15 protein-coding genes and 1 pseudogene are annotated in these 21739 nt (G+C 45.3%); 8 read left to right on the forward strand and 8 right to left on the reverse strand.

Annotation, left to right across the window (positions count from 1 at the left end):
* Positions 1–551 precede the first annotated feature (551 nt).
* Positions 552–1400 (reverse strand): hypothetical protein, encoded by an 849-nt coding sequence (locus tag KW548_19645; protein ID QXX09266.1) that lies wholly within the window; start codon positions 1398–1400, stop codon positions 552–554.
* A 431-nt stretch (positions 1401–1831) separates the two neighbouring features.
* Here KW548_19645 and KW548_19650 point away from each other — a divergent pair, with 431 nt between their 5' ends.
* Positions 1832–2440 carry a KilA-N domain-containing protein gene (locus tag KW548_19650; GenBank protein QXX09267.1) on the forward strand — a complete coding sequence of 203 codons (609 nt, stop codon included), beginning with the start codon at positions 1832–1834 and terminating at the stop codon, positions 2438–2440.
* A 282-nt stretch (positions 2441–2722) separates the two neighbouring features.
* Positions 2723–3424 carry a DUF445 domain-containing protein gene (locus KW548_19655; protein ID QXX09268.1) on the forward strand — a complete coding sequence of 234 codons (702 nt, stop codon included), beginning with the start codon at positions 2723–2725 and terminating at the stop codon, positions 3422–3424.
* Between the two features lie 53 nt (positions 3425–3477).
* On the opposite strand, the gene KW548_19660 is transcribed toward KW548_19655, so the two are convergent.
* The 6 genes and pseudogenes from KW548_19660 to KW548_19685 all read right to left on the reverse strand — a co-directional run bounded on the left by KW548_19660 (position 3478) and on the right by KW548_19685 (position 10846).
* Entirely contained in the window at positions 3478–3954 is a 477-nt protein-coding gene (locus tag KW548_19660; protein ID QXX09269.1) for an Lrp/AsnC ligand binding domain-containing protein, read from the reverse strand.
* A 110-nt stretch (positions 3955–4064) separates the two neighbouring features.
* The gene (locus tag KW548_19665) at positions 4065–4295 is read right to left on the reverse strand and encodes a hypothetical protein (GenBank protein ID QXX09270.1); all 231 of its coding nucleotides are present in this window, start codon (positions 4293–4295) and stop codon (positions 4065–4067) included.
* 167 nt (positions 4296–4462) lie between these two features.
* Positions 4463–5949 (reverse strand): annotated as a pseudogene (gene putP / locus KW548_19670) (sodium/proline symporter PutP).
* A gap of 76 nt (positions 5950–6025) precedes the next feature.
* Positions 6026–6724 (reverse strand): 1-pyrroline-5-carboxylate dehydrogenase, encoded by a 699-nt coding sequence (locus tag KW548_19675; GenBank protein ID QXX09271.1) that lies wholly within the window; start codon positions 6722–6724, stop codon positions 6026–6028.
* A 22-nt stretch (positions 6725–6746) separates the two neighbouring features.
* Positions 6747–9866 carry a bifunctional proline dehydrogenase/L-glutamate gamma-semialdehyde dehydrogenase PutA gene (gene putA, locus KW548_19680; GenBank protein ID QXX09272.1) on the reverse strand — a complete coding sequence of 1040 codons (3120 nt, stop codon included), beginning with the start codon at positions 9864–9866 and terminating at the stop codon, positions 6747–6749.
* 188 nt (positions 9867–10054) lie between these two features.
* Positions 10055–10846, reverse strand: a complete 792-nt coding sequence (locus tag KW548_19685; protein QXX09476.1) for an AraC family transcriptional regulator — start codon at positions 10844–10846, stop codon at positions 10055–10057.
* Between the two features lie 483 nt (positions 10847–11329).
* On the opposite strand from KW548_19685, the gene KW548_19690 reads away from it, so the two are divergent.
* Positions 11330–12445: a PEGA domain-containing protein gene (locus KW548_19690; protein QXX09273.1), complete on the forward strand. Its 1116-nt coding sequence runs from the start codon at positions 11330–11332 to the stop codon at positions 12443–12445.
* Between the two features lie 148 nt (positions 12446–12593).
* Complete coding sequence (locus KW548_19695; GenBank protein ID QXX09274.1) at positions 12594–14423, forward strand: SUMF1/EgtB/PvdO family nonheme iron enzyme; 1830 nt, start codon at positions 12594–12596, stop codon at positions 14421–14423.
* A 231-nt stretch (positions 14424–14654) separates the two neighbouring features.
* On the opposite strand, the gene pdxH is transcribed toward KW548_19695, so the two are convergent.
* Positions 14655–15290 carry a pyridoxamine 5'-phosphate oxidase gene (pdxH, locus tag KW548_19700; GenBank protein QXX09275.1) on the reverse strand — a complete coding sequence of 212 codons (636 nt, stop codon included), beginning with the start codon at positions 15288–15290 and terminating at the stop codon, positions 14655–14657.
* A 280-nt stretch (positions 15291–15570) separates the two neighbouring features.
* Here pdxH and KW548_19705 point away from each other — a divergent pair, with 280 nt between their 5' ends.
* The 4 genes from KW548_19705 to KW548_19720 are packed head-to-tail and all read left to right on the forward strand — an operon-like array spanning position 15571 to position 21711.
* The gene (locus KW548_19705; protein QXX09276.1) at positions 15571–16962 is read left to right on the forward strand and encodes an HlyD family type I secretion periplasmic adaptor subunit; all 1392 of its coding nucleotides are present in this window, start codon (positions 15571–15573) and stop codon (positions 16960–16962) included.
* Positions 16963–17007: 45 nt separating this feature from the next.
* Positions 17008–17670 carry a transglutaminase-like cysteine peptidase gene (locus KW548_19710; protein QXX09277.1) on the forward strand — a complete coding sequence of 221 codons (663 nt, stop codon included), beginning with the start codon at positions 17008–17010 and terminating at the stop codon, positions 17668–17670.
* Positions 17671–17675: 5 nt separating this feature from the next.
* Complete coding sequence (locus KW548_19715) at positions 17676–19586, forward strand: EAL domain-containing protein (protein QXX09278.1); 1911 nt, start codon at positions 17676–17678, stop codon at positions 19584–19586.
* Between the two features lie 10 nt (positions 19587–19596).
* Positions 19597–21711 carry a type I secretion system permease/ATPase gene (locus tag KW548_19720; GenBank protein QXX09279.1) on the forward strand — a complete coding sequence of 705 codons (2115 nt, stop codon included), beginning with the start codon at positions 19597–19599 and terminating at the stop codon, positions 21709–21711.
* Positions 21712–21739 lie beyond the last annotated feature (28 nt).

Below are 21739 nucleotides of genomic sequence, written 5' to 3' on the forward strand. Positions count from 1 at the left end.
TGCCCTTTCGGTTAAAATGGTCACTCCGTGTCTGCCTGATCTCACTTCCTATCCGTGAGTCTGACAGACGCCTTAATTTTCTTTGATCCTGACGACGCTGTCAACGTTACTGGTTATTTTTTACACTGACCTCGGCCGACATAAGCCGACTACAACCAATTGACACCTCTCAACAACCTACGCTAACCTACCACTGCACTGGCAAAATCCAGTGTCGGGATTGGTACCCCGTTTTTATTTCCACAGGCGCATAGACGCCAGCTTTTTGCTGGTTTTTTTATGTGCGGCTTCGGCACACCTAAACATGGTGGTTTTGCTTAACGATTAGGCAAAATACATCTGAATTATGGTGGGCTGGGCAGGGCAGCTTCGGCTGGCCGCGACCTGTGGAGCGGTAGTACCAACCTTGTTCAGTTCACCACCCGAAGATTGGTACCTTTGTGTGGTGATTCAAATTGAATCCACAGGAGGCCATCATGCCAAATCTAACCATTCTATCTAAAAGATCATAAGTGTGTGTCACATCAGTTACTTCTACTAATTGATGGGACTCAGCTAACTGTTCTTAACTTACTGAAAAACATTTTATTTTTCCTAGCAATAAAAAACCCGAATAACGCACCTAATGCTAGGAAAAACAAGTTAATAAATGTGCTGTATTCATAATCACCTATTACCACGGTGCTTAGGGTAATCACTGAAGCCCCAAAAAGGGTAGTAGCTGTAGAACCTATCAAAATTATTTTTAACGATTTACTAGAGTATTCCCAAGTTTCAGTAAGAAATTCCGAAAGCAAGCAATATGCAGTGGCACACCCGAAAATAACTAATAATTTAAACATATAGAGAGCTATATTCATTTTAGGTTTAGACTCGTCACGTCTATCTATATCTCTGATTCCTGCGATACGGGCGCTAGGTTCTATAGATTCCACTAAGCCCGAAGTGATGATTCTAATCATGTAGGAGTCTTCAGGGTTCATTAGAAACTTATCAATTTCAATGCTCTCCCTGTCAAATGAAAAACCAACCTTAAGAGATTTGGGAATATTTTGAATAACATAGACCTTTTCGATATTCCCACCTCGTAACTTAAATGTTAGAGCTTTTTCAAAATCGTTGGCGACTATTGGCTGGTTTCCTGAATTCACCACTCGATAGTCGAACATATAAGGCGTATCAACTTTTTTCCCATCAATATATACATCCAGATCAGGGGAGCCTGTCAATTGCTGTACAGAAGATAATTCAACTGACGAGACTAAGTTTACTGACAGTGACTTATCGTTACCGCTAGACTGCAAGAAATAAATAAGAATAGGTATCGCAACTGTTGCTATTAATGCCAAAATTGGAATGTAATTGGAGGTTCTATAGGATTTCGTAGCGTTCGTGTTCAAGATGGCCCCTTCAAATCAATACTATACACATTGCGTATGACAACCATATCATAAATATCATAGGATTATGATAAAGCCATATAAACACAGTCCACTTACCATAATTTCGTTGACTCCTCCCGTCATTCATAGCTAACCTACCACTGCACTGGCAAAATCCAGTGTCGGGATTGGACCCCCGTTTTATTTTCTCAAGGCGCATAAACGCCAGCTTACAGCTGGTTTTTTTATGTGCGGCCTCGACACACCTAAACATGGTGGTTTTGCTTAACGATTAGGCAAAATACAACTGAATTATGGTGGGCTGGGCAGGGCAGCTTTATGCTGGCCGTTTCCTTGAGAGCGGTAGGTCCAACCCTGTTCAGTTCACCACCCATTGATTGGACCCTTTGAGTGGTGATTTAGCAAAACTAGATCTCAAGGGGGCTAACATGCCAAATCTAACCATTCTATCTAAAGATATTCGTTTACTCGATAACTTGTACTCGTTAAATGATTTACATAAAGCGAGTGGTAGAGCACCTAAGCACCAACCAGCTCTGTTTATGCAGAACCAACAAACAAAAGCACTCATCTACGAAATTGAAGGTGATCTAGGAATTCCTAGATCAGTAGTGACACAGCGGGGCGGAGCAAACCGAGGAACTTGGGTCTGCAAAGAACTGGTCTATTCCTACGCCATGTGGATCAGCCCTAAATTCCATCTGCAAGTGATTCGCGCTTTTGATGCCATGGTCACTGCCCCACTACAAGGTGTGACTCTCAGCGAAAAACAGGCGCGTTTCGCCCAATGCACCTTCAACCAAATGGACAAGCTGAAAGCGCGCTATCAGCTCACCAGACAGCAGCATCAAGTGATGGTGGAACAAGTTGCGGCAATGCGCACTTTCTGCGACCAAATGGAAGCTAACCTGAAAAGTTTTAAGTCCGACTTAGACGGTGATTTAGATATCGTGAACCATATTCATTTATACAAAGGAATGGTTCTAGAATATCAGGGCGCGAGAGAGCTGAAGGACTTCATCGAACGTGGTCATTAGCCCTAAAAAATGGCGACAGGCTTAAAAGTCGTCGCCATTTTGTCGCCATTTAGAAAACACGACATTTATAAACTACTGAAATATATACATTAAAATTTAAAGATTATAAAACGGGTGGATTTATAGCCGACGAAGACCAACAAAAGCAAACCGCATAATTCAGGCTATTGTAAAGCATGAAAGCAGAGGCTGGTCTCTGCTTTTTTGTTTTCTATGTTCATTCTGCCGTGGCAATTGAGATATAATCGCGCCATTCACAATCAATAGTTTCCCATACAATCAATGAATAAAAGTTTACTGACCAATTTACTGGCACTGGCATTGCTGGCTGGTGGTTATCAAACCGACAACCAAATCGCGTTTTACGCTGGCCTGTTCGCTTTTTCTGGCGCTATTACCAATTGGCTGGCAATTCATATGCTGTTTGAGAAAGTTCCTGGACTTTACGGCTCAGGGGTCATTCCAGCCCGATTTGAAGAGTTTAAGAGTGCCATCAAAACCCTAATGATGGAGCAGTTCTTCACTGAGAAAAACATCGATCGATTCCTAAACAAGGAAATGTCAGGCAAGTCACTAAACCTTGAACCCGTACTAGAAAAAGTCGATTTCAATCCAACGTTTGATTCGCTAGTGAATGTGATTGCTAATTCTTCGTTTGGCAGCATGCTGGCCATGTTTGGTGGTGCAGAAGCCCTTCAACCATTAAAAGAGCCTTTTGTTGAGAAGATGCAGAAAGCCGTTGTTGAAATCAGTCAGAGTAACGTGGTTAAAGAAGCACTAAAAAGCCAACTTGAATCACCGGCTATGATGGAAGAAATTCAAGCGAACATTGAAAACATCATCGATCAGCGCCTCAATGAATTAACACCAAAACTGGTCAAAGAGATCGTTCAGAAAATGATTAAAGAGCACTTAGGCTGGTTGGTCGTTTGGGGCGGTGTTTTTGGTGGCCTGATTGGGGTCGCATCATCATTCATCGCTTAGGTAGCCCGATAAAAGATAACAAAACGGGAAGCTAGCGCTTCCCGTTTTATTATCTAGAGTGTCGCGATCAAATCCGCATTCACACCAAAACTGGTTTTATGCTCTTCGATGACCACTTCGCTTCGCGTCTGGATAACCCCGGGTAAAGTGCCAAGTTTGGTTGACATAAAATACTGGTACGCCTTCATATCTTTGACTCGTACTTTTATCATGGTATCAAAGTCACCAGATAACGAATAACACTCTTCGATCTCAGGCATATCTTCGACGGCTTTGGCAAACTTTTCAAAAATCGAAAAGCTGGTCTGATCAAGACGGATATGAATGAAAACTTGCACATCTAAGCCAAGTTTTTCTGGATTCAGTTCAGCGTGATAACCTTTGATATAACCCTCTTTTTCCAGTCGTTTAACGCGGTCAGAACACGGAGAAGTGGTCAGGTTCACCTGTTTAGCCAGTTCGACAACAGGAAGGCGCCCTTTAAGATTTAGGGTGCGAAGGATTTCACGGTCAATTCTATCTAAGTCCATTTAACGCTCTGATTCGATGTGTTTCTTTATACCTATCATAATCGAAACAAGGCAATGAAACCTAACAAAGCAGCCGACTTAGACGCATTTTTATCGACAGTAATGGAAACTTAAGCGGCTTCAACGTTCGAGAGCTCACCCTCTTCGACTAAGTCTGCCTGAGTGTTGCACACTCGGCAAAACGCCTGCTTTTCCATTTTTACGTAGTGTGCGCCCTGAAAGAGGGTGGCAAAGAAGCACGCCAAACTGTTTTTCACCGAGTTATGCTCTGCTTGGCATCGCTTCATAACCACTTTGTGGGCAGTCACTTTCTCGCAGCAATGGCAATATACCTGAGGCATTTTTTCTCTCCGTGATTGAAGGCTTTACTGATAGTCAACATATTAGTAAGGCCTTAGTTCCAATTGCTCAAATTTTCATTTTCAATTTGTGAACCAAGTTCAATTATTAATCAATCTCATTAAAAAAGCCCCGAATATCGGGGCTTTATGTTGAGTGCGTTTGTCACTTATTCTAGTTCAGTAAGCTGTTTTTCAAACTTCGCATGCTGTGCTTTCACAGATTCTTCTGGTTCACCTGTCATTAGGCTCACAACCACAATGGCGATAGTAGAGAAGATGATTCCCGGAACGATTTCGTAAACATCGAACCAACCGCCGGTTAGCTGCTTCCATACAACGATAGTTACACCGCCAATCACGATACCCGCAAGCGCGCCGTTACGGTTCATACGAGACCAATACAAGCTAAGGATCAGTGCCGGACCGAATGCCGCACCAAAGCCAGCCCAAGCGTAAGAAACCAGGCCAAGTACGGAACTGTCTGGCGTCATGGCAAGGATTAGCGCAACAATAGAAATCACCACGACTGCAATACGGCCAACCATAACAATCTCTTCAGATGTCGCATCTTTTTCACCAGCTGCTTGTAGAAGTCTTCTGCCAATGCTGAAGAAGAAACCAAAAGTTGAGAATCCGCTGTACTCATGATTGCAGCTAAGATCGCCGCTAAAAGCACACCAGCAACCACTGGGTGGAAGATCGAGTTCACCAATAGCATGAAGATCTTCTCACCATCATCAATGGATACACCAGAGTTGGTCACGTAAATCAGACCAACCAAACCAACCAGCATTGCACCAACCATCGACAATGCAGTCCAAACCACGGCAATGCGACGAGCGGTGGTCAAATCTTTGTTACTACGCGCTGCTTTGAAACGCGCCAGAATGTGTGGCTGACCAAAGTAACCTAGGCCCCACGCAACCAAAGAGATGATCGCAATCGCTGACAACGGCTCACCTTTAGTATCATTCCACAATGTCAGAAGCTGAGGGTTGATGTTGGTTAGGTCAGCACTGAGTTGTCCAACACCACCTTCCATAGCAGCAATAGGCACAATCATCAGAGCTGCGGACATCAAAAGGCCTTGGACAAGGTCAGTCCATGATACCGCTAAGAAGCCACCAAACAATGTGTAAGAAACTACACAAACGGTACCGATAATAACTGCTGTGGTGTAATCCAGTCCGAATACTGTTTCAAACAGTTTTCCGCCCGCTACCAGACCGGAGCTGGTGTAGAAAAGGAAGAATAAAAGGATAAAGAAAGCAGAGATAACCTGAATCAGTTTCGAATTATCGTTAAAACGGCGTGAAAAGAATTCGGGTAAGGTCAAAGCGTCTGTCGTAATACTATACGTACGTAGACGTTTGGCACTGATTAGCCAGTTTAGCCAAGTACCCACTAGCAAACCACCAGCTAACCAGAAAGCCTCAATACCCGATGCATACGCATAGCCAGGCAAGCCAAGTAGCAACCAACCACTCATATCAGATGCACCCGCTGATAGCGCCGCAGGCCAAGGGCCCAATGAACGTCCACCCAAGAAGTAATCGGTGGAGTTTTTCGTTCGTTGGTATGCAATAACGCCTATTGCCAGCATCAGAATTAGATACGCAATAAACGTGGTCGTAATAGCAAAGCTATTTTCCATGTGTTTGTCCTCTTATAAAAGATCGCCTTCCATGAACGCCCTCACTTACACTGAGTGAGGGCTCTCTGAGAAAGGATTAGTGGGCTTCACTCCCAAGCTCGAGCAAGGTCGCGTTACCACCCACTGCTGTTATATTTATTGTTCTCGTCCGCTCTGTGATAAAGCGAAGCGATAGGTATGGATCGTGTGCGACCGGAATCGCTGTCACATCCGTTTCAGAAACTAGGCCAACAATTGCACCTGAACGTTTCGCTAATTGACGGTTGATTGTTTGCTCAACCTCTTGATTCCCTATATATCCGACACTACGTACATCTGACTCCAACAATTGATGATAAGCATCAAGAGAAGCAAATTGTAATAGGTTCATAGGTAAAGAAGACTGCGTATAGGCAGCTTCCAAATTTTGAGTAAGTTGCGTGTCATCACTACATAAGATGACACTGTTACCCGCAATCAATGCAGCAGTCACCTGTGCAATCGTTGCTTGTTGTACTGACTGTGACGACTCATCTTGAATGATGAGTGCTACACCTCGACCTGCAGTATACAGTTCGTTTGTTTCCCCAGTAGGGCCTACCAGTTGATGCGTTTCAGCCAACATTGCTGAGGCGTGTTCAATATGGTATCCCATTACAGACGCTAAGTTCGGCTGTCTAGAATGCAAAGCCTGCTTGAAAGCAAGTAAACACTCACTTTTCGAATCAAAGTTAGTTAGATTCCAGTTTTCCCACGCTGAAAAAGCATCAGAAAAACGAGTGACTTGATGAACCATAATCTTTCTCCTTGCCTACAGATTAAGAAAACGAAGTTTGCGTAAAGCGGAATAGGTAGTGCGGGCCGCCAGCTTTAGGCCCCGTACCTGAAAGGCCCTGACCACCGAATGGTTGCACACCAACAACAGCCCCCACCTGGTCACGATTGATGTAGCAGTTACCCACACGTGCATGTTTTTCAATCCAGCGGTAAGTGGTTTCATTGCGGCTATGAATACCCATAGTCAAACCAAAACCAGTGCTGTTAATACGCTCAACAATCTGATGAAGCTCGTTCGCTTTAAAGCGGACAATATGCAAAATTGGACCAAACTGCTCTTCTTCAAGACAGGCAATATCGCGAATTTCAAAAGCACTTGGTGCCACGAAATCACCATGTTGATGTTCTTCACCCAAAGTCAACTCAGCCACTTTCTTTTCCGTCGCCGTCATACGCTCAATATGCTTAACTAATTTGGTTTTTGCTGTCGTATCAATAACTGGTCCCACATCCGTGGAATGCAGATAAGGAAGGCCTACGCTCAGTTCTTGCATGGCACCCTGAATCAGTGCAACGATGCGGTCGGCAATGTCTTCTTGCACATACAGGACGCGTAGAGCACTACAACGCTGACCTGCGGAGGCAAACGCTGAACGAATAACATCACGTACAACCTGCTCAGGAAGTGCAGTACTATCAACAATCATTGCATTTTGGCCGCCCGTTTCAGCGATGAAAGGGACAGGCGCCGCATCACGAGACGCTAAGGTTTGATTGATTCGTTGCGCTGTTGCCGTTGACCCGGTAAAGGCGACACCAGCAATAGCAGGATGAGAGGTTAAGGCTGAGCCAATTTCAGCACCACGACCTGGCAACAATTGAATCGTGCCTGCTGGGAAGCCCGCTTCATTCATTAACTCAACGGCACGGGCAGCAATCAAACTGGTTTGCTCTGCCGGCTTCGCGACCACAGTGTTGCCTGCGACGAGAGCGGCTGTAATTTGACCGAGGAAAATCGCCAGTGGGAAGTTCCAAGGGCTGATACACACAAACACGCCGCGCCCTTGACGATATATTGTACGTGCCTGTCCATCAAAACCGTCTAGGCGGATTTCACCCAAAGCGTCGACCTGCTTAGCGTAGTAGCGACAAAAGTCGACAGCTTCACGAACTTCATCAATGCTATCATGAATTGTTTTACCCGCTTCCTGGTGGCACAGAGCCACAAGTTCAGCAAGGTTGGCTTCCAGCAGCTCTGCCAGTTTGTCCAGCATAGCCGCCCTCTGCGCTTTATCACTGGTCTGCCATTCAGCAAACGCCTGCTGCGCACCATCAATAGCAGCGGAAACATGATCAAGAGTTGCGAAGGCAACCTGACCCACCTCAATGCGGCGATCATAAGGCGCAGTTACCGCTTCAACATTGATGTTTTCCTTGATCATGCTTTCGGCATGACCCTGACCATTGATGATCGGACCTGCCCGCCACTGATTCTTCAAGAAGCTTTCGACAGACTGCTCAAATGGTTTGACTTCTGATTCAATATCCAGGTTCACACCATAAGAGTTTTGGCGCTCAGGGAAGACCTGCGGAGGCAGTGGTATCTTAGCGTTGTTCAAGGTATCGAACGCTTTTAGCATATCGACGGGGTGCTGAGTCAGCGTTTCTACCGGGCAACGGGCGTCGACTAAGCGGTGTACAAACGAACTGTTTGCACCGTTTTCAAGAAGGCGACGAACCAAATACGGCAACAGATCTTTGTGGCTGCCGACTGGCGCGTAGATACGCACAGATTGCTGATACGCTTCCATCGCGTGGTTGTACAGGGAATCACCCATACCGTGCAAGCGCTGGAATTCGTAATCTTTGTGCTGAGCCATGACTGCAATAGACGTCACCGTCTGAGCGTTGTGGCTCGCAAATTGAGGGAAGATGTTACCACGCACATTCTCAGAAAGTAGGAATCGCGCACACGCTAAGTAAGCAACATCCGTCGCCTCTTTGCGAGTGTAAACGGGATAGTTATCGTAACCAGCTTGCTGAGACCATTTGATCTCACTATCCCAGTACGCGCCTTTCACTAGACGCAGAGGGATCAAATCTCCCTGCTCTTTTGCCAAGCCGTTAATCCAAACCAATACAGGCAGTGCACGTTTTGAATAGGCCTGAATCACCAAACCAAACTTGCCCCAACCTTTCACTAGGTCGCTGCGATATACTTTCTCGAATAACTTCAGCGATAGTTCAAGACGGTCGGCTTCTTCCGCATCGATGGTGATAGCAACATCAAGCTCAACCGCTCGGCGAAGAAGTTGCATCAAAGTATCCGCTAATTCCGTCAGAACACGTTCTTCGTTGGCCACTTCGTAGCGTGGGTGCAAGGCTGACAACTTGATAGACACTGAAGGCGCAGGGCTAGTGTCTAAGCCATATTTGTCGCGGCCAACCGCTTCAATCGCCATCAGGTAATCTTTGAAGTATTTATTCGCATCTGCTGTCGTCAGTGCAGCTTCACCTAACATATCGTAGGAATAGGTAAAGCCTTTATCACGCATGGTGCGACCGTTTTTCTGCGCTTCGGCAATACTTCGTCCTAGAACGAACTGGTGCCCCATCACTTTCATCGCCTGATGCATCGCTTTACGGATAACTGGCTCCGACATCTTACTGACTAAGCGGTTAACCGCAGAAACAGGGCTTTGTGACTCAGCTTCTGACAAACCCACCACTTTACCCGTCAGCATCAAACCCCATGTCGACGCATTAACAAATACAGAATCTGAATTCTTTAGGTGAGATTTCCAATCGGCAACACTCAGCTTATCTCGGATCAGCGCATCAGCCGTTGCAGAGTCAGGGATACGCATCAAAGCTTCGGCAAGACACATCAACAAAATGCCTTCTTGAGTATCTAGGCTGTATTCAAGTAGCAAGGCGTCAATCATCTGGATTGATTTCTTATCAGCACGAATCGATTCGATAAGCTGGGTGGTCTTGTCGCTAATTTGTGCTTTTTCAGCATCAGTAGGGATTGCCAGAGGCAACAGTTGTTCAAGCCATTGGGATTCGTCCACCATGTAAAGTGGCGAGATCAATGACCATAACTTATCAAGCGGCTGCTCGACAAACTCGGCATTCAACACATCAGTTGCTGTAAACATGCGTTTTCCTCAATCTCAAACCTGATAAACTCATCAGGGTTCTTACAATGGCTTGCAGTGTATTTTGAGCGCGACCGGATTACTTGTCAAAAACTCCGAGTTTTTTGCTAAAAACTCTGATTATTAACAAAACAAAAACAGAGTCACATGCATATGAGCAAAATAATATATGGTTATTCTTTTCTTATTTAACCAAATTGTTTCTTGTAACTGGAGGGAGACATACCTTGCAGACGAGAAAATGTATGGGTGAAAGTGCTTTGCCCAGAAAAGCCTGTTAGTTCAGCGACCTGGCCCAATGAGAGGTGGCCTTTTTCAATCAAGGATTTCGCCATGTCAATGCGCTTACCCAAGACATATTGGTGAGGTGTGATACCCATTTGTTCTTTAAATAGATGATGAAACTGACTCTCTCCAAGAAACACACTACCAGCCAATTGAGCAACAGATATCTTCTGACTCAAATGCTGTTCTATGTAGCGGTCAATCGCCTCCAGATCGAAACGAGACGCTTTGTGAGGGGTGACAAATGTCGACATATGGCGCTGCAGAAGAGCAATCACCGTGTCATTGCACGCGCGACTAAGAAGCAAGTCTTCTGGGCTAGAGTACATTTCCGCGACTAGCATCTGTATCAGTTTCTGGATTTGAACATCAAGCTGAAAGTAGGTATCGCGCTGATTGATTTCATTCAGCTTTTGTAGCATCAAAGGATCCCCCTCTGATGGAACCGGCATATTCAATACCAGAATGTCAGACTGGCCCACCACGCCACCAAAAGCATGACCTGAGCCAGACGTCACAACGCAACCCTGACCAGGCCCGACCAAGTTACCAAAACCGCTAACCTCAAATTCTGCTTGCCCTTTCAGGCCAATGACGATCTGAGTATAACTATGGTCATGACAGTCCATATAAGATGGTAATGTCACCAGCTCAGCAGGCTTGGGTGACAAAAGTTTGGCATCATCGCCCAAAATAGGGGGAGCTTAAAGGAACTCATAGCACAGTTTTGTGATCTCAAGTGGTACTGGCTTCGCATGTTATACCAAAAACTTCCCAATCCGAAATTTATCCTGGCGTATGCAATTGGGCACATCATCACATTATTTAAGTTTCGATAAACTGCATCATAAAGGTTAAAAAGTGAGCTCCATTTCGTTTCGGAAGAATGATCAAGTGCACATAAATTACGGTTTATGTCACTTCTAGCAACATTTCTTTTTGCAGATGTTCAATCTTCACTTGCATATTTCCCCAATCAACTCAAAATGATAGGTAGCATCCAAGTTTTATATACATTCAAATTAGATTCGTCTGCCCAAAAGTTGACTAATCTGTTAAAAAGAAAGATGCAGGGATAAAAGAAAACTTGGGAAAGGCAGGGATACATGGACTGTCAAAAGTTTGTCTTTTTTTGGTTTTACGTTGGTAATATGAAACGTTAATTGTTGCAGGGAAATATGATAACACGTCGCATCCCAGCGCTTTTAATTGCGCTAAGCCCTATATGGGTATCGACTTCGGTTTTTGCGGAAACGGCTGACTCTGCCGATCCTGTCGCAGCTATCGATGCTAAGTTAGAAAACAAACAAAGTGAACTACAAGCGTTAAGCACTGAGTTCGAAGGTGAATCCGATCGTTTACAACAGCTTAGGACTGAACTGACTAAATACCAGCGTGAAGAGCAAGAGCTCAACGCGAAACGCAACCGCGCTAAGTCTGCACTGGACAAACAATATAATCGCCTGTTAGACGACCCGGAAGTTGATCTACTTTCTTTCCAGCAAGAGTACCAACAAGCGTGGTCTTCGGTGAAAGAAAACCAAACACAGATTCTTGAGCAAGAGCAAACCATTACAGAACAGGAAATGCGTTTGTCTCAGATCAAACAGAAACGCTCTCGCATTAACTCCGAGTTGTCTTATCTCAAAGAACAGAAAGTAGAAGCGCGCGTTAAACGACTCGATGCGGAACTGCGCGAAAGTGACGTTCTCAACACTGCGTTTAAAACTACGTGTTCTGCAACCATGACGCTAGGTGAATGTACCAATCAGGGTAAATACCTAACCAAGCAACGTGCGGTGAATACCTTCAAAGCTAAGCTGCTTGATGGTCTGACGGAAGCAACCCTTGCTAAACAAAATCTAAAGGGCGTTCAGCTCAATGTGTTTGTTCAGGAAAGCCAAATTATTCGTTCGGGCTTCGAAGGCAACAACAGTTACTTTACTGAAATGCAAGCACAATTGCAGGCTCGTCCAGAAGCTTCAGCCGCTTGTAAATTACTGAATGTCTCGTCGCGTTACTGTCTAAATGGTGCACAAGTGACCAAAAAAGACCAAAGCAGCAGTAACAAAGAGAAAAGCTGGGCAAACATTACCGTTCGCTCCGACCAGTATGAAGATCGCGTCACCATTAATGGCGTAAACTATGGAAGCACACCTGTCGAAGTTGTCCTTCCTAGAGGCAAACATCAGTTCACAGTCTCTAAAGATGGTTATCAAACATACAACCGAACTATAGCCGTTAATGGCAATGACACAGTATGGGTCAAGTTACGTCCTGACTCAGATATTTAACACACTTCTCTTTTCAGAAAGAGGGGGATTGCACAAAATTGACCAAAAACGCCATTTTGTCGTAAGTTATCGCTTTATAACTTAAGAAAAAATGGCGTTTTCGTTTAGAATAAGCCCATTAGATAGAAAAGAATTGTAGAAATAGATAATGCGAACTGGTTTACCAACGCTCCTTCTTGCTTTGTCACCTTGCTTCATCTCAGCTATTGTTTTGGCTCAGGAGGCTCGCGATCCTATTGTTGTTCTCGATCAACAGTTGTTTGACAAACATGAAGAGCTGAAAGCGGCAACACGAGCTCGGGATGAGCAAAATGCGAAATTTGAAGAGCAACAGCAGGTTGTCGCTCAGTTAACCAAGCTCGCCAAATCTCTGGACGAAACGCTAAACGAAGCCAAGACGAGCCTCGAAAACGATTACTCCAGAATGATTGAAGATCCTAATATTGATCTGGCTGCAACACAGAAAAAGTACCAAGACGCTTGGTCAAAAGTGAAACAGAATCAAAGTCAACGTCTATCTGGAGAACAAGAACTTCAAGAACGACAGCATCAATTGGATCTCGCCAATAGCGCAGTTGAAGCCATTGAACAAAGCATTGACGTTCTGGACCAGAACAAACTTCGTGCCCGCGCTGAACGCCTTCAGGAAGAACTCCAACAAGCGCATTCATTGTCCGTCAGCTTTACTAACCGCTGCCAAGCAGACATGACTATCGCTCAGTGTGACCGTCAGACACGTGACCTTGCCCTGCAAAAAGCCGTTAAACAATTTCAGTCAGAGCTGGTTGCCACGACCAGTGAACCACAAGTGGTTAAGTTAAATGCCAACAAGGTTCCTTTCAATATCCATGTACTCCGGTCTAGAGCCAAAGAATCTGGCTTTTATGATGGTGTTCGCTATCGAAGCCTGATGGATGTTGAAATGCAAGCTCGTCCGACACAAAGCGCTGCCTGTACGTTGCTCGGCATCGACAAGCAATATTGCTTTGAGCCAGAGACGTTAAATGACAAAGACACATTGGTAAGCAATAAAGAAGTCGCTTGGGTCACCTTAACGATTCGTTCAAACCTTTTTGATGATAAAGTCGCGATCAATGGCGTGAACTACGGCAGCACGCCTGTAGAAGTGATGCTTCCTGTCGGCCCACATATGATCACGGTCGAAAAAGAGGGTTATCGCTCCTTCAACCGTGAGTTGACCGTACGACGTGATCAAAACCTTCGTGCCGTATTGGTTGAAAAAGCCAACCCTCTACGCGAAGGGGATAAGTTTGCAGACTCTCTAGGCTCAGGCCTTCAAGGCCCTGAGCTCTCTACCATTCTTTCAGGTCAGTACATTCTTGGTGAACACGGTTCCAAACAGCTACAGCTTAAACACCCTTTTGGCTTCGGTACAACGCCCGTGACGGTTGGGCAATTCAAGACTTTTATTGATGCAACTAACTACCAAACGGATGCTGAATTAAAGAACACCTGTACCGCCATTGTTAAAGGCGAAGTGACACCAATTGCCAAAGGTTACTGGCGAAATCCTGGATTTAAACAGGCGTCAAACTCACCCGTTGTTTGTGTCAGTCGAAATGATGCGCAAGCCTATGCTAACTGGTTGAGCAGCAAAACGAAGCACAGTTACAGACTACCCAGTGAAGATGAGTGGGAAATTGCCGCCCGAGCGGGTGCTGAAACTCACTATTGGTGGGGAGACCAGTTTATTCCAAACCAAGCCAACACGGGCTGGGGAGGCACGCCTTGGTCAAACAAAAGCACTTCACCAGTCAACGCTTTCAAGCCTAATCGCTTAGGTATTTATGATACTGTAGGCAATATATGGCAATGGACAAGTGATAGCCGTGGGCTACTCAAAGGTGGTGCGTGGAACTTCTCTCCAGACATGGCAGCAGCGCATCAACAGCTTTCCTTATCAAGCTCGTCAGCGGCCAACTATGTTGGTTTCCGTGTGGTACGTGATATCAACTAAGATGACATACTGGTTGCTTCAAGGGGGATTTCCCCCCTTTTTCATGTGTTAAATTTAGATAGAATTTACTCCAAGCTCATCTGACACTGAGCTCAGTTGATTGATATAGCGTTGGATCGGGGGTTTTGGTTCCCACATACCACAAACCCTACTACGCACTCAACTTTCAGTGGTACTGAATAATGAATACGCCGCGTAAAGCGGCGTATTGTTGATATTGGGAAAGGAATCTTAAGGAGCGAGTCGGTCGATATGCCATTCATTCTCGGCTTTTGAAAACAGGAATCTGTCGTGGAGACGGTGATCACCACCTTGCCAAAATTCAATACTTTCAGGCTTAATGCGAAACCCTCCCCAAAAAGAAGGAACAGGGATCTCACCTTGTGCAAACTTCTGTTTTAGCTCCAAAAACTTACCTTCGAGTACTCCTCGAGTCGAAATTCGACTACTTTGTTTACTCGCAATAGCAGCGAGTTGACTCTCTTTTGGTCGTGAAGAGAAGTACTTAATATTCTCTGTAATACTCAGTTTTTCAGCGACGCCCGTAATGTGAACCTGACGCTCGAGTGGATGCCATGGAAAATGTAAGCTGACTCGCGAATTACCTTCAATTTGCTGCGCTTTGCGGCTACCTAGGTTGGTATAGAATACAAACCCCTGTGCATCGACATGTTTGAGCAACACAATTCGCTGGAAAGGCTGACCATGCTCGTCGACCGTCGCCACTGTCATTGCCGTCGGATCAGTGAGCTTAGCGTCAATCGCTTGTTGTAACCACAAGTCAAACTGCTCTACTGGGTTGGCTTTAAGGTCTTTTCTGCGTAACCCACCCTTGCTGTACTCACGGCGGATGTCTTCGAGTTCCATCTTCTCTCCTGCGAAATTTTTTTGCTGATTGTGCGCTCATATATACATGAACACAAGCCTACGTGCCATCTTGTTATAGGCATTTTGGGCATTTGGAATACCATCTATTGGTAAATGACCCGTTATTGAGAAAAATCATCATGTATACTTAGCACAACTGATTGATTGTTTTCTATTATTTAAGTACTTGATACAGAGTATCGTTCTAAAACTGCACCTTAACATTTAATAGATTGGATAATAGAATCCAATATATACCCAGTAATAACAAGGAATCTCAATGAGTCAGAGCCATTACAACAAGCTCTCGGATAACGAACTTGATTATGTAGATGACAAAACGGCAGCGCTTTTACTCAATACGCCGAATAGCGCTCGCGTCATGCTCTGGGTGATGGTTTTATTCTTTGTCCTTGCTGGCATATGGGCTTCTTGGGCTCAAATCGATAAAGTCACCGTTGGGCAAGGAAAGGTTGTGCCCTCTTCTCAAATACAGGTTGTCCAAAACCTGGAAGGTGGTCTGGTCAAAGAGATTCTTGTCCGTGAAGGTCAAGTCGTTCAAAAAGGCCAGCAGTTACTGTTAATCGATGACACTCGCTTCCGTTCAGACTTTCGTGAGCGAGAGCAACAAGTAGCCAACCTAACTGCAAGTGTACTGCAACTGTCAGCGTCGATTACGAGTGTCGCGATCAATGAAGATTTCAGCGAGAAGTCTTGGCAGCAAAGTGTCCAACTGGATTTCAGTAAGCTCGCTTTTCCTCCACAACTAGAAGAAACACAACCAACATTGGTTCAGCGTCAACGTGCCGAGTACAGTCAGGATTTAAACAATCTCCGAAATCAGATTTCATTGATCGATCAACAGGTCAAACAAAAACAGCAAGATTTGGTTGAGATTCAAGCTCGCGTAAAAAATTTACGTGAAAGCTACAACTTTGCTCGCAAAGAGCTGGAGATCACTCAACCACTGGCGGATGAAGGGGTGGTGCCTCGGATAGAGCTACTCAAGCTCCAGCGCCAAGTGAACGATACCCGCCGCGAAATGACCTCCAGTGAACTCAAAGTCCCTGTCCTCCAATCTGCGATTAAAGAATCCATGCTAAGCCGCATTGACGCTGCGCAAAAGTTCCGTTCAGAGCAACAAGAGAAACTCAATGAGGCTCAAGATAAGCTGTCATCGTTGACCGAATCGACCGTAGGCCTAGAAGACAGAGTCAATCGAACCATTGTCATGTCACCCGTGACAGGCACCGTCAAAACGCTCAATGTCAATACAGTTGGCGGAGTGATACAGCCAGGCATGGACATTGTCGAAATCGTACCAAGCGAAGATACACTTCTGGTTGAAGCTAAGATAGCCCCTCAAGACATCGCCTTTCTTCGTCCAGAACTACATGCCATCGTCAAGTTTAGTGCCTACGACTTTACCAAATATGGCGGCTTGGAAGGCACTCTTGAACATATCAGCGCAGATACTACCACCGACGAAGAAGGAAACAGCTTCTATTTGGTAAGGGTTCGAACCAAAGAAACGAGCCTGAATAACGATACGTCTTTGCCTATCATTCCAGGTATGACAGCTTCAGTAGACATCATCACAGGCAAAAGAACCGTGATGGAATACTTACTCAAGCCGATTCTGGGCGCAAAAGACAACGCACTGAAGGAATAACAATGCAAACAGTGGTAACTGCACGTAAGGTCAGAGTTAGCTAAGATGAAATACTGGCTAGCGGCTCTGTTTTTCATTTTGGCTTCTACAGCCTCACAGGCGCTTAATACTCAAGAGCAGCGCTGGATTGAGGCTGTACGCAATACTTACGGAGATAGAGCAGGGAAACGAGTCGAAACCTGGCGCCGAGAAATGGAACAATTTAAAGGCCTTTCAGAAAGACAAAAACTGACGGAAGTGAACCATTTTTTTAACCAACTGAATTTCGTTAATGATGACCGTTTATGGGGCAAGAAAGACTACTGGGCAACGCCACTAGAGTTCCTTGGTAGCAATGCGGGTGATTGTGAGGATTTTACTATCGCCAAGTATTTTTCTCTTCTCGAATTAGGTGTCTCAGATCAAAAACTCCGCTTGGTATACGTTAAAGCAATCACACTTAACCAGTTTCACATGGTGCTTGCCTACTATTCCAAACCTAGTGCGGAGCCAATTCTGCTGGACAACATCGACCCGGAGATCAAAAAAGCGTCTAAACGTAGAGATTTATTACCGATATACAGCTTCAATGGTAAAAACCTGTGGCTGATGAAATCAAAACAAGGACAACTGGCAGGAAAGTCATCCCGACTAAGCTTATGGAATGACCTTCGTGCCCGAGAAAAATCACTCAAACTGAATAAACCAATAGTCAATTACGATGAGTAGGCAATATGACTTTATATAAACAGCTTGTCGCGGGAATGATTGCTGTATTTTTGATGCTGATGGCCTCAGTCTTCATCATTGAATTTAACACCACGCGCAATAACTTAGTGCAACAGCAGCGCTCAGAAGTAAATAACACCATCAATACCGTTGGCTTGGCGCTGGCTCCTTATTTAGAGAACAAAGATCAAGTGGCAGTAGAATCTGTTATTAATGCTCTTTTTGATGGCAGCAGCTACTCAATCGTTCGACTGATATTCCTCGACAACGGCGAAGAAGTCCTGCGCTCTTACCCTGTCAAACCTCTCGATGTTCCTGAGTGGTTTACCAGACTACATTTGTTTGAGAAGATTCATGAACGTCGCGTGGTGACGAGCGGATGGATGCAACTGGCTGAAGTGGAAATCGTTAGTCATACTGGGGATGCCTACACCCAGTTATGGAACGCATTCGAGCGCCTAGTCATCGCTTTCAGCCTAATCTTCACTATCGGCCTTCTCGCCATCGCCTTCATTCTCAAACGTGCACTGCACCCACTTCAGCTCATCGTGGAGAAAATGGAGCAAGTCGCACAAAATCATTTTGGTGAACCGCTTCCAAGGCCAACAACAAAAGATTTAATCTACGTCGTCGACGGTATTAATAGTATGTCAGCTCAAGTCGAGCTGTCGTTTAAAGCTCAAGCAAAAGAGGCTCAACAACTGCGTGAACGTGCCTACATTGATCCCGTCTCTGCTCTGGGCAACCGTGCATACTACATGAGCCAACTTAACTCATGGCTTGGCGAAGGCGGCTTCGGTGGCGTCGCTATTTTAGAAGCCAGCTTTATTCATGAGCTATACGAAGAAAAAGGCTATGAGGCTGGTGATGGCATGGTTCGCGAACTCGCAGACCATCTAAAAGTTTCTTTGACGTCACCAGATGTGACTCTAGCTCGAATCTCTTCTGCGGAATTTGGCATTATTTTGCCCAATGTGGACGAAACCGACCTTAAACTCATGTCCGAAAGCATTGTCACCTATGTTCAGGATATCAACGCCGATCCAACAGGCATGGCCACCTCCAACCTATCACTCGGTGTTGTCTACAGTGAAACGACTAAAAACCCATCTGAAATTTTGACCATGTTGGACAACGCACTGGCAATCTCCAAATCGGACCCAGAAATAACTTATGGCTATGTCACAGGTGACAACTCTGAAAACTTGATGGGCAAACAGCAATGGAAAACCTTGGTTGAAGAAGCGATCAGTAACGATTGGTTCCAGTTCCGATTCCAGGCTGCCAATGACGAAGGAGGTAAGACTTATCATCGCGAAGTCTTTTCCGCAATTGAAAAGAATGGTGAACGCTTCAGTGCTAACCAGTACCTGTTTGCCTTAGAACAGCTCAATGCTAGCCACCTGTTTGATGAGTACGTGACCGAATCCATTATCAATCGCCTTGAGAAAGACGAATTTTCCGAGCCTGTAGCCATCAACATCTCGCAAAGCAGTATTGCTCAACCCAGCTTTATTCGCTGGATCACGCAAATGCTCAACCGCCACAAATCCGTGGCCAGTCTGCTGCATTTCGAAATACCAGAAAGCTGCTTCGTCAACACACCACACCATACCGCTTTATTCTGTAATGCAGTCCGTGGGGCAGGGGCAGACTTTGGGGTAGATAACTATGGACGTAACTTCCAGTCACTCGACTACATCAACGAGTTCCGTCCAGCGTACGTGAAGCTGGATTATCTGTACACACACCATCTGGATGATGAAAAACAGAAGTTTACTCTAACATCCATCTCACGTACGGCGCATAACCTAGGTATTAAAACGATTGCGTCCCGAGTTGAGACACAAACCCAATTGGATTTCTTGTCTGAACACTTTATTGATGTCTTCCAAGGCTTCATTGTAGATAAGTAAAAGGTTATCGATGCAGGATCCTTTGTTAAATTCGCTGATTTACGTCAGCCGCTATTACGGTCTGGCTAACTCGCCAGAAGCCTTGATCAATGGTTTGCCTTTAACCGAAGGCAAGCTAACACCATTTTTGTTCCCTCGTTCGGCTGAGCGCGCAGGTCTGGTCGCTAAAGAAAATCGTTCCAAACTCGAAGATATTTCAGATCTCGTTTTGCCTGTGGTGCTGCTACTGAAAAGTGGTGACGCTTGTGTTCTCAATACTGTCAACAGCGAAAAAAGAGAAGCTGAAATCGTTACGGGCGAATCTGGTCTAGTACCCATTGCCATCCCACTCGAGGAACTGGAAGAGCTCTATATTGGTCGCTACTTTCTGGTTAAGAAACAATTCCGTTACGATGAACGCTCTCCTGAAGTACTTAAGACGCGTGAAGGACATTGGTTCTGGAGTACAATCTGGCAGTCAAAAAACATCTATCGTGATGTGTTGATCGCTTCGATTCTGATTAACCTTTTTGCCATAGCCGCCCCTATGTTCACTCGCTTGGTTTACGATAAGGTGGTTCCAAACCTTGCCTTTGAGACCTTGTGGGTGTTGGCCAGTGGTATTTTTGTTATCTTCCTGTTTGATCTCACGCTTAAAATAATGCGCAGCTACTTTATTGATGTTGCGGGTAAAAAATCGGACATTTTGATTTCATCGAAACTGTTTAGCAAAGTACTTGGTATTCGCATGGAGGCAAAACCACCTTCCGTAGGCGCTTTCGCTCGTCACTTGCAAGAGTTCGAGTCCATTCGGGAGTTTTTCACCTCTGCCACTATTGGCTCTTTGATTGACCTGCCCTTTGCCTTACTGTTCCTTGTTTTGATTTGGCTAATGGCGGGCAGTCTGGTCTTAGTCCCCATAGCGGGGGTGCTAATTCTTATTATCTACTCAGCACTGATTCAGGGGCCACTACGTCGAACCATTGAGGAGGGCTCTCGCCTTGCCTCGCAGAAATATGCGAACTTAATTGAGAGTTTATCCGGCCTAGAAACCGTTAAACTTTTTGGTGCACAAAGCCAATTCCAATTTCGTTGGGAAGAGGCGGTTGCACACATGGCAAATTGGAACATCAAGAGCCGACGGATCACTGATGGTATCCAAAACACCGCAGGTTTTGTCCAGCAGGCTTCCAATATAGGCATGATTATCCTTGGTGTCTATCTGATCGCGGAAGGTGATCTCACCATGGGTGGTTTGATTGCGGCAACCATGCTCAGCGGACGGGCGATCGGCCCAATGGTTCAGCTTTCTTTGCTGTCTACTCGCTACAATCAAGCCAAGTCTTCAATGACCATTATTGAACAAGTGATGGAAATGCCGGATGAACAGGAAGAAGGCAAGCGCTATATTCACCGTCCGATTGTTCACGGTAAGATTGAATTGGATAAAGTCACCTTCCACTATCCTGATTCGCCAATCGCCTCTATTCGAGATCTGAGCATTACGATTAATCCAGGTGAAAAAGTCGCTATCATTGGACGCATTGGTTCAGGTAAAACGACGCTTGAGCGTCTTATTCTTGGATTGTTTAAACCGACCGAAGGCCATGTACGTATTGATGATACTGACATCGAGCAACTCCATCATATCGACATCCGGCGTAATATCGGCTGCGTGCCGCAAGACAGCCAGCTATTTTATGGTTCCATTCGTGACAATATTACTTTAGGTCGCCCATTGACCGACGATCGCGATGTGATGGATGCAGCAAACCGCGCTGGCGTGACGGTATTTACTCAGCAAGATCCAGCAGGTCTAGAGCGTCAGGTCGGTGAAGGTGGTCTCCTGCTCTCAGGTGGTCAACGTCAAGCCATTACCATTGCACGCGCCTTCCTTGGTCGCCCACCAGTGTTATTGATGGATGAACCAACTAGCGCCATGGATAACCGCTCTGAGATGCACATTAAGCAACAGTTAGCGCAACTTAAACCATCGGAAACGCTGATCCTAATTACACACAAAACATCCATGTTAGATGTAGTCGATCGTGTCATTGTCATGGAAAAAGGCTGTGTCATCGCTGATGGCCCCAAAGCAGAAGTGCTAAACAACCTCAAACAAGGTAAAGTCAGAGCCGCTAACTAATCTGACAGAAACGATAAAGCCGCTCAGT

Source organism: Vibrio neptunius, assembly GCA_019339365.1.
Taxonomy (GTDB): Bacteria; Pseudomonadota; Gammaproteobacteria; order Enterobacterales; family Vibrionaceae; genus Vibrio; species Vibrio neptunius.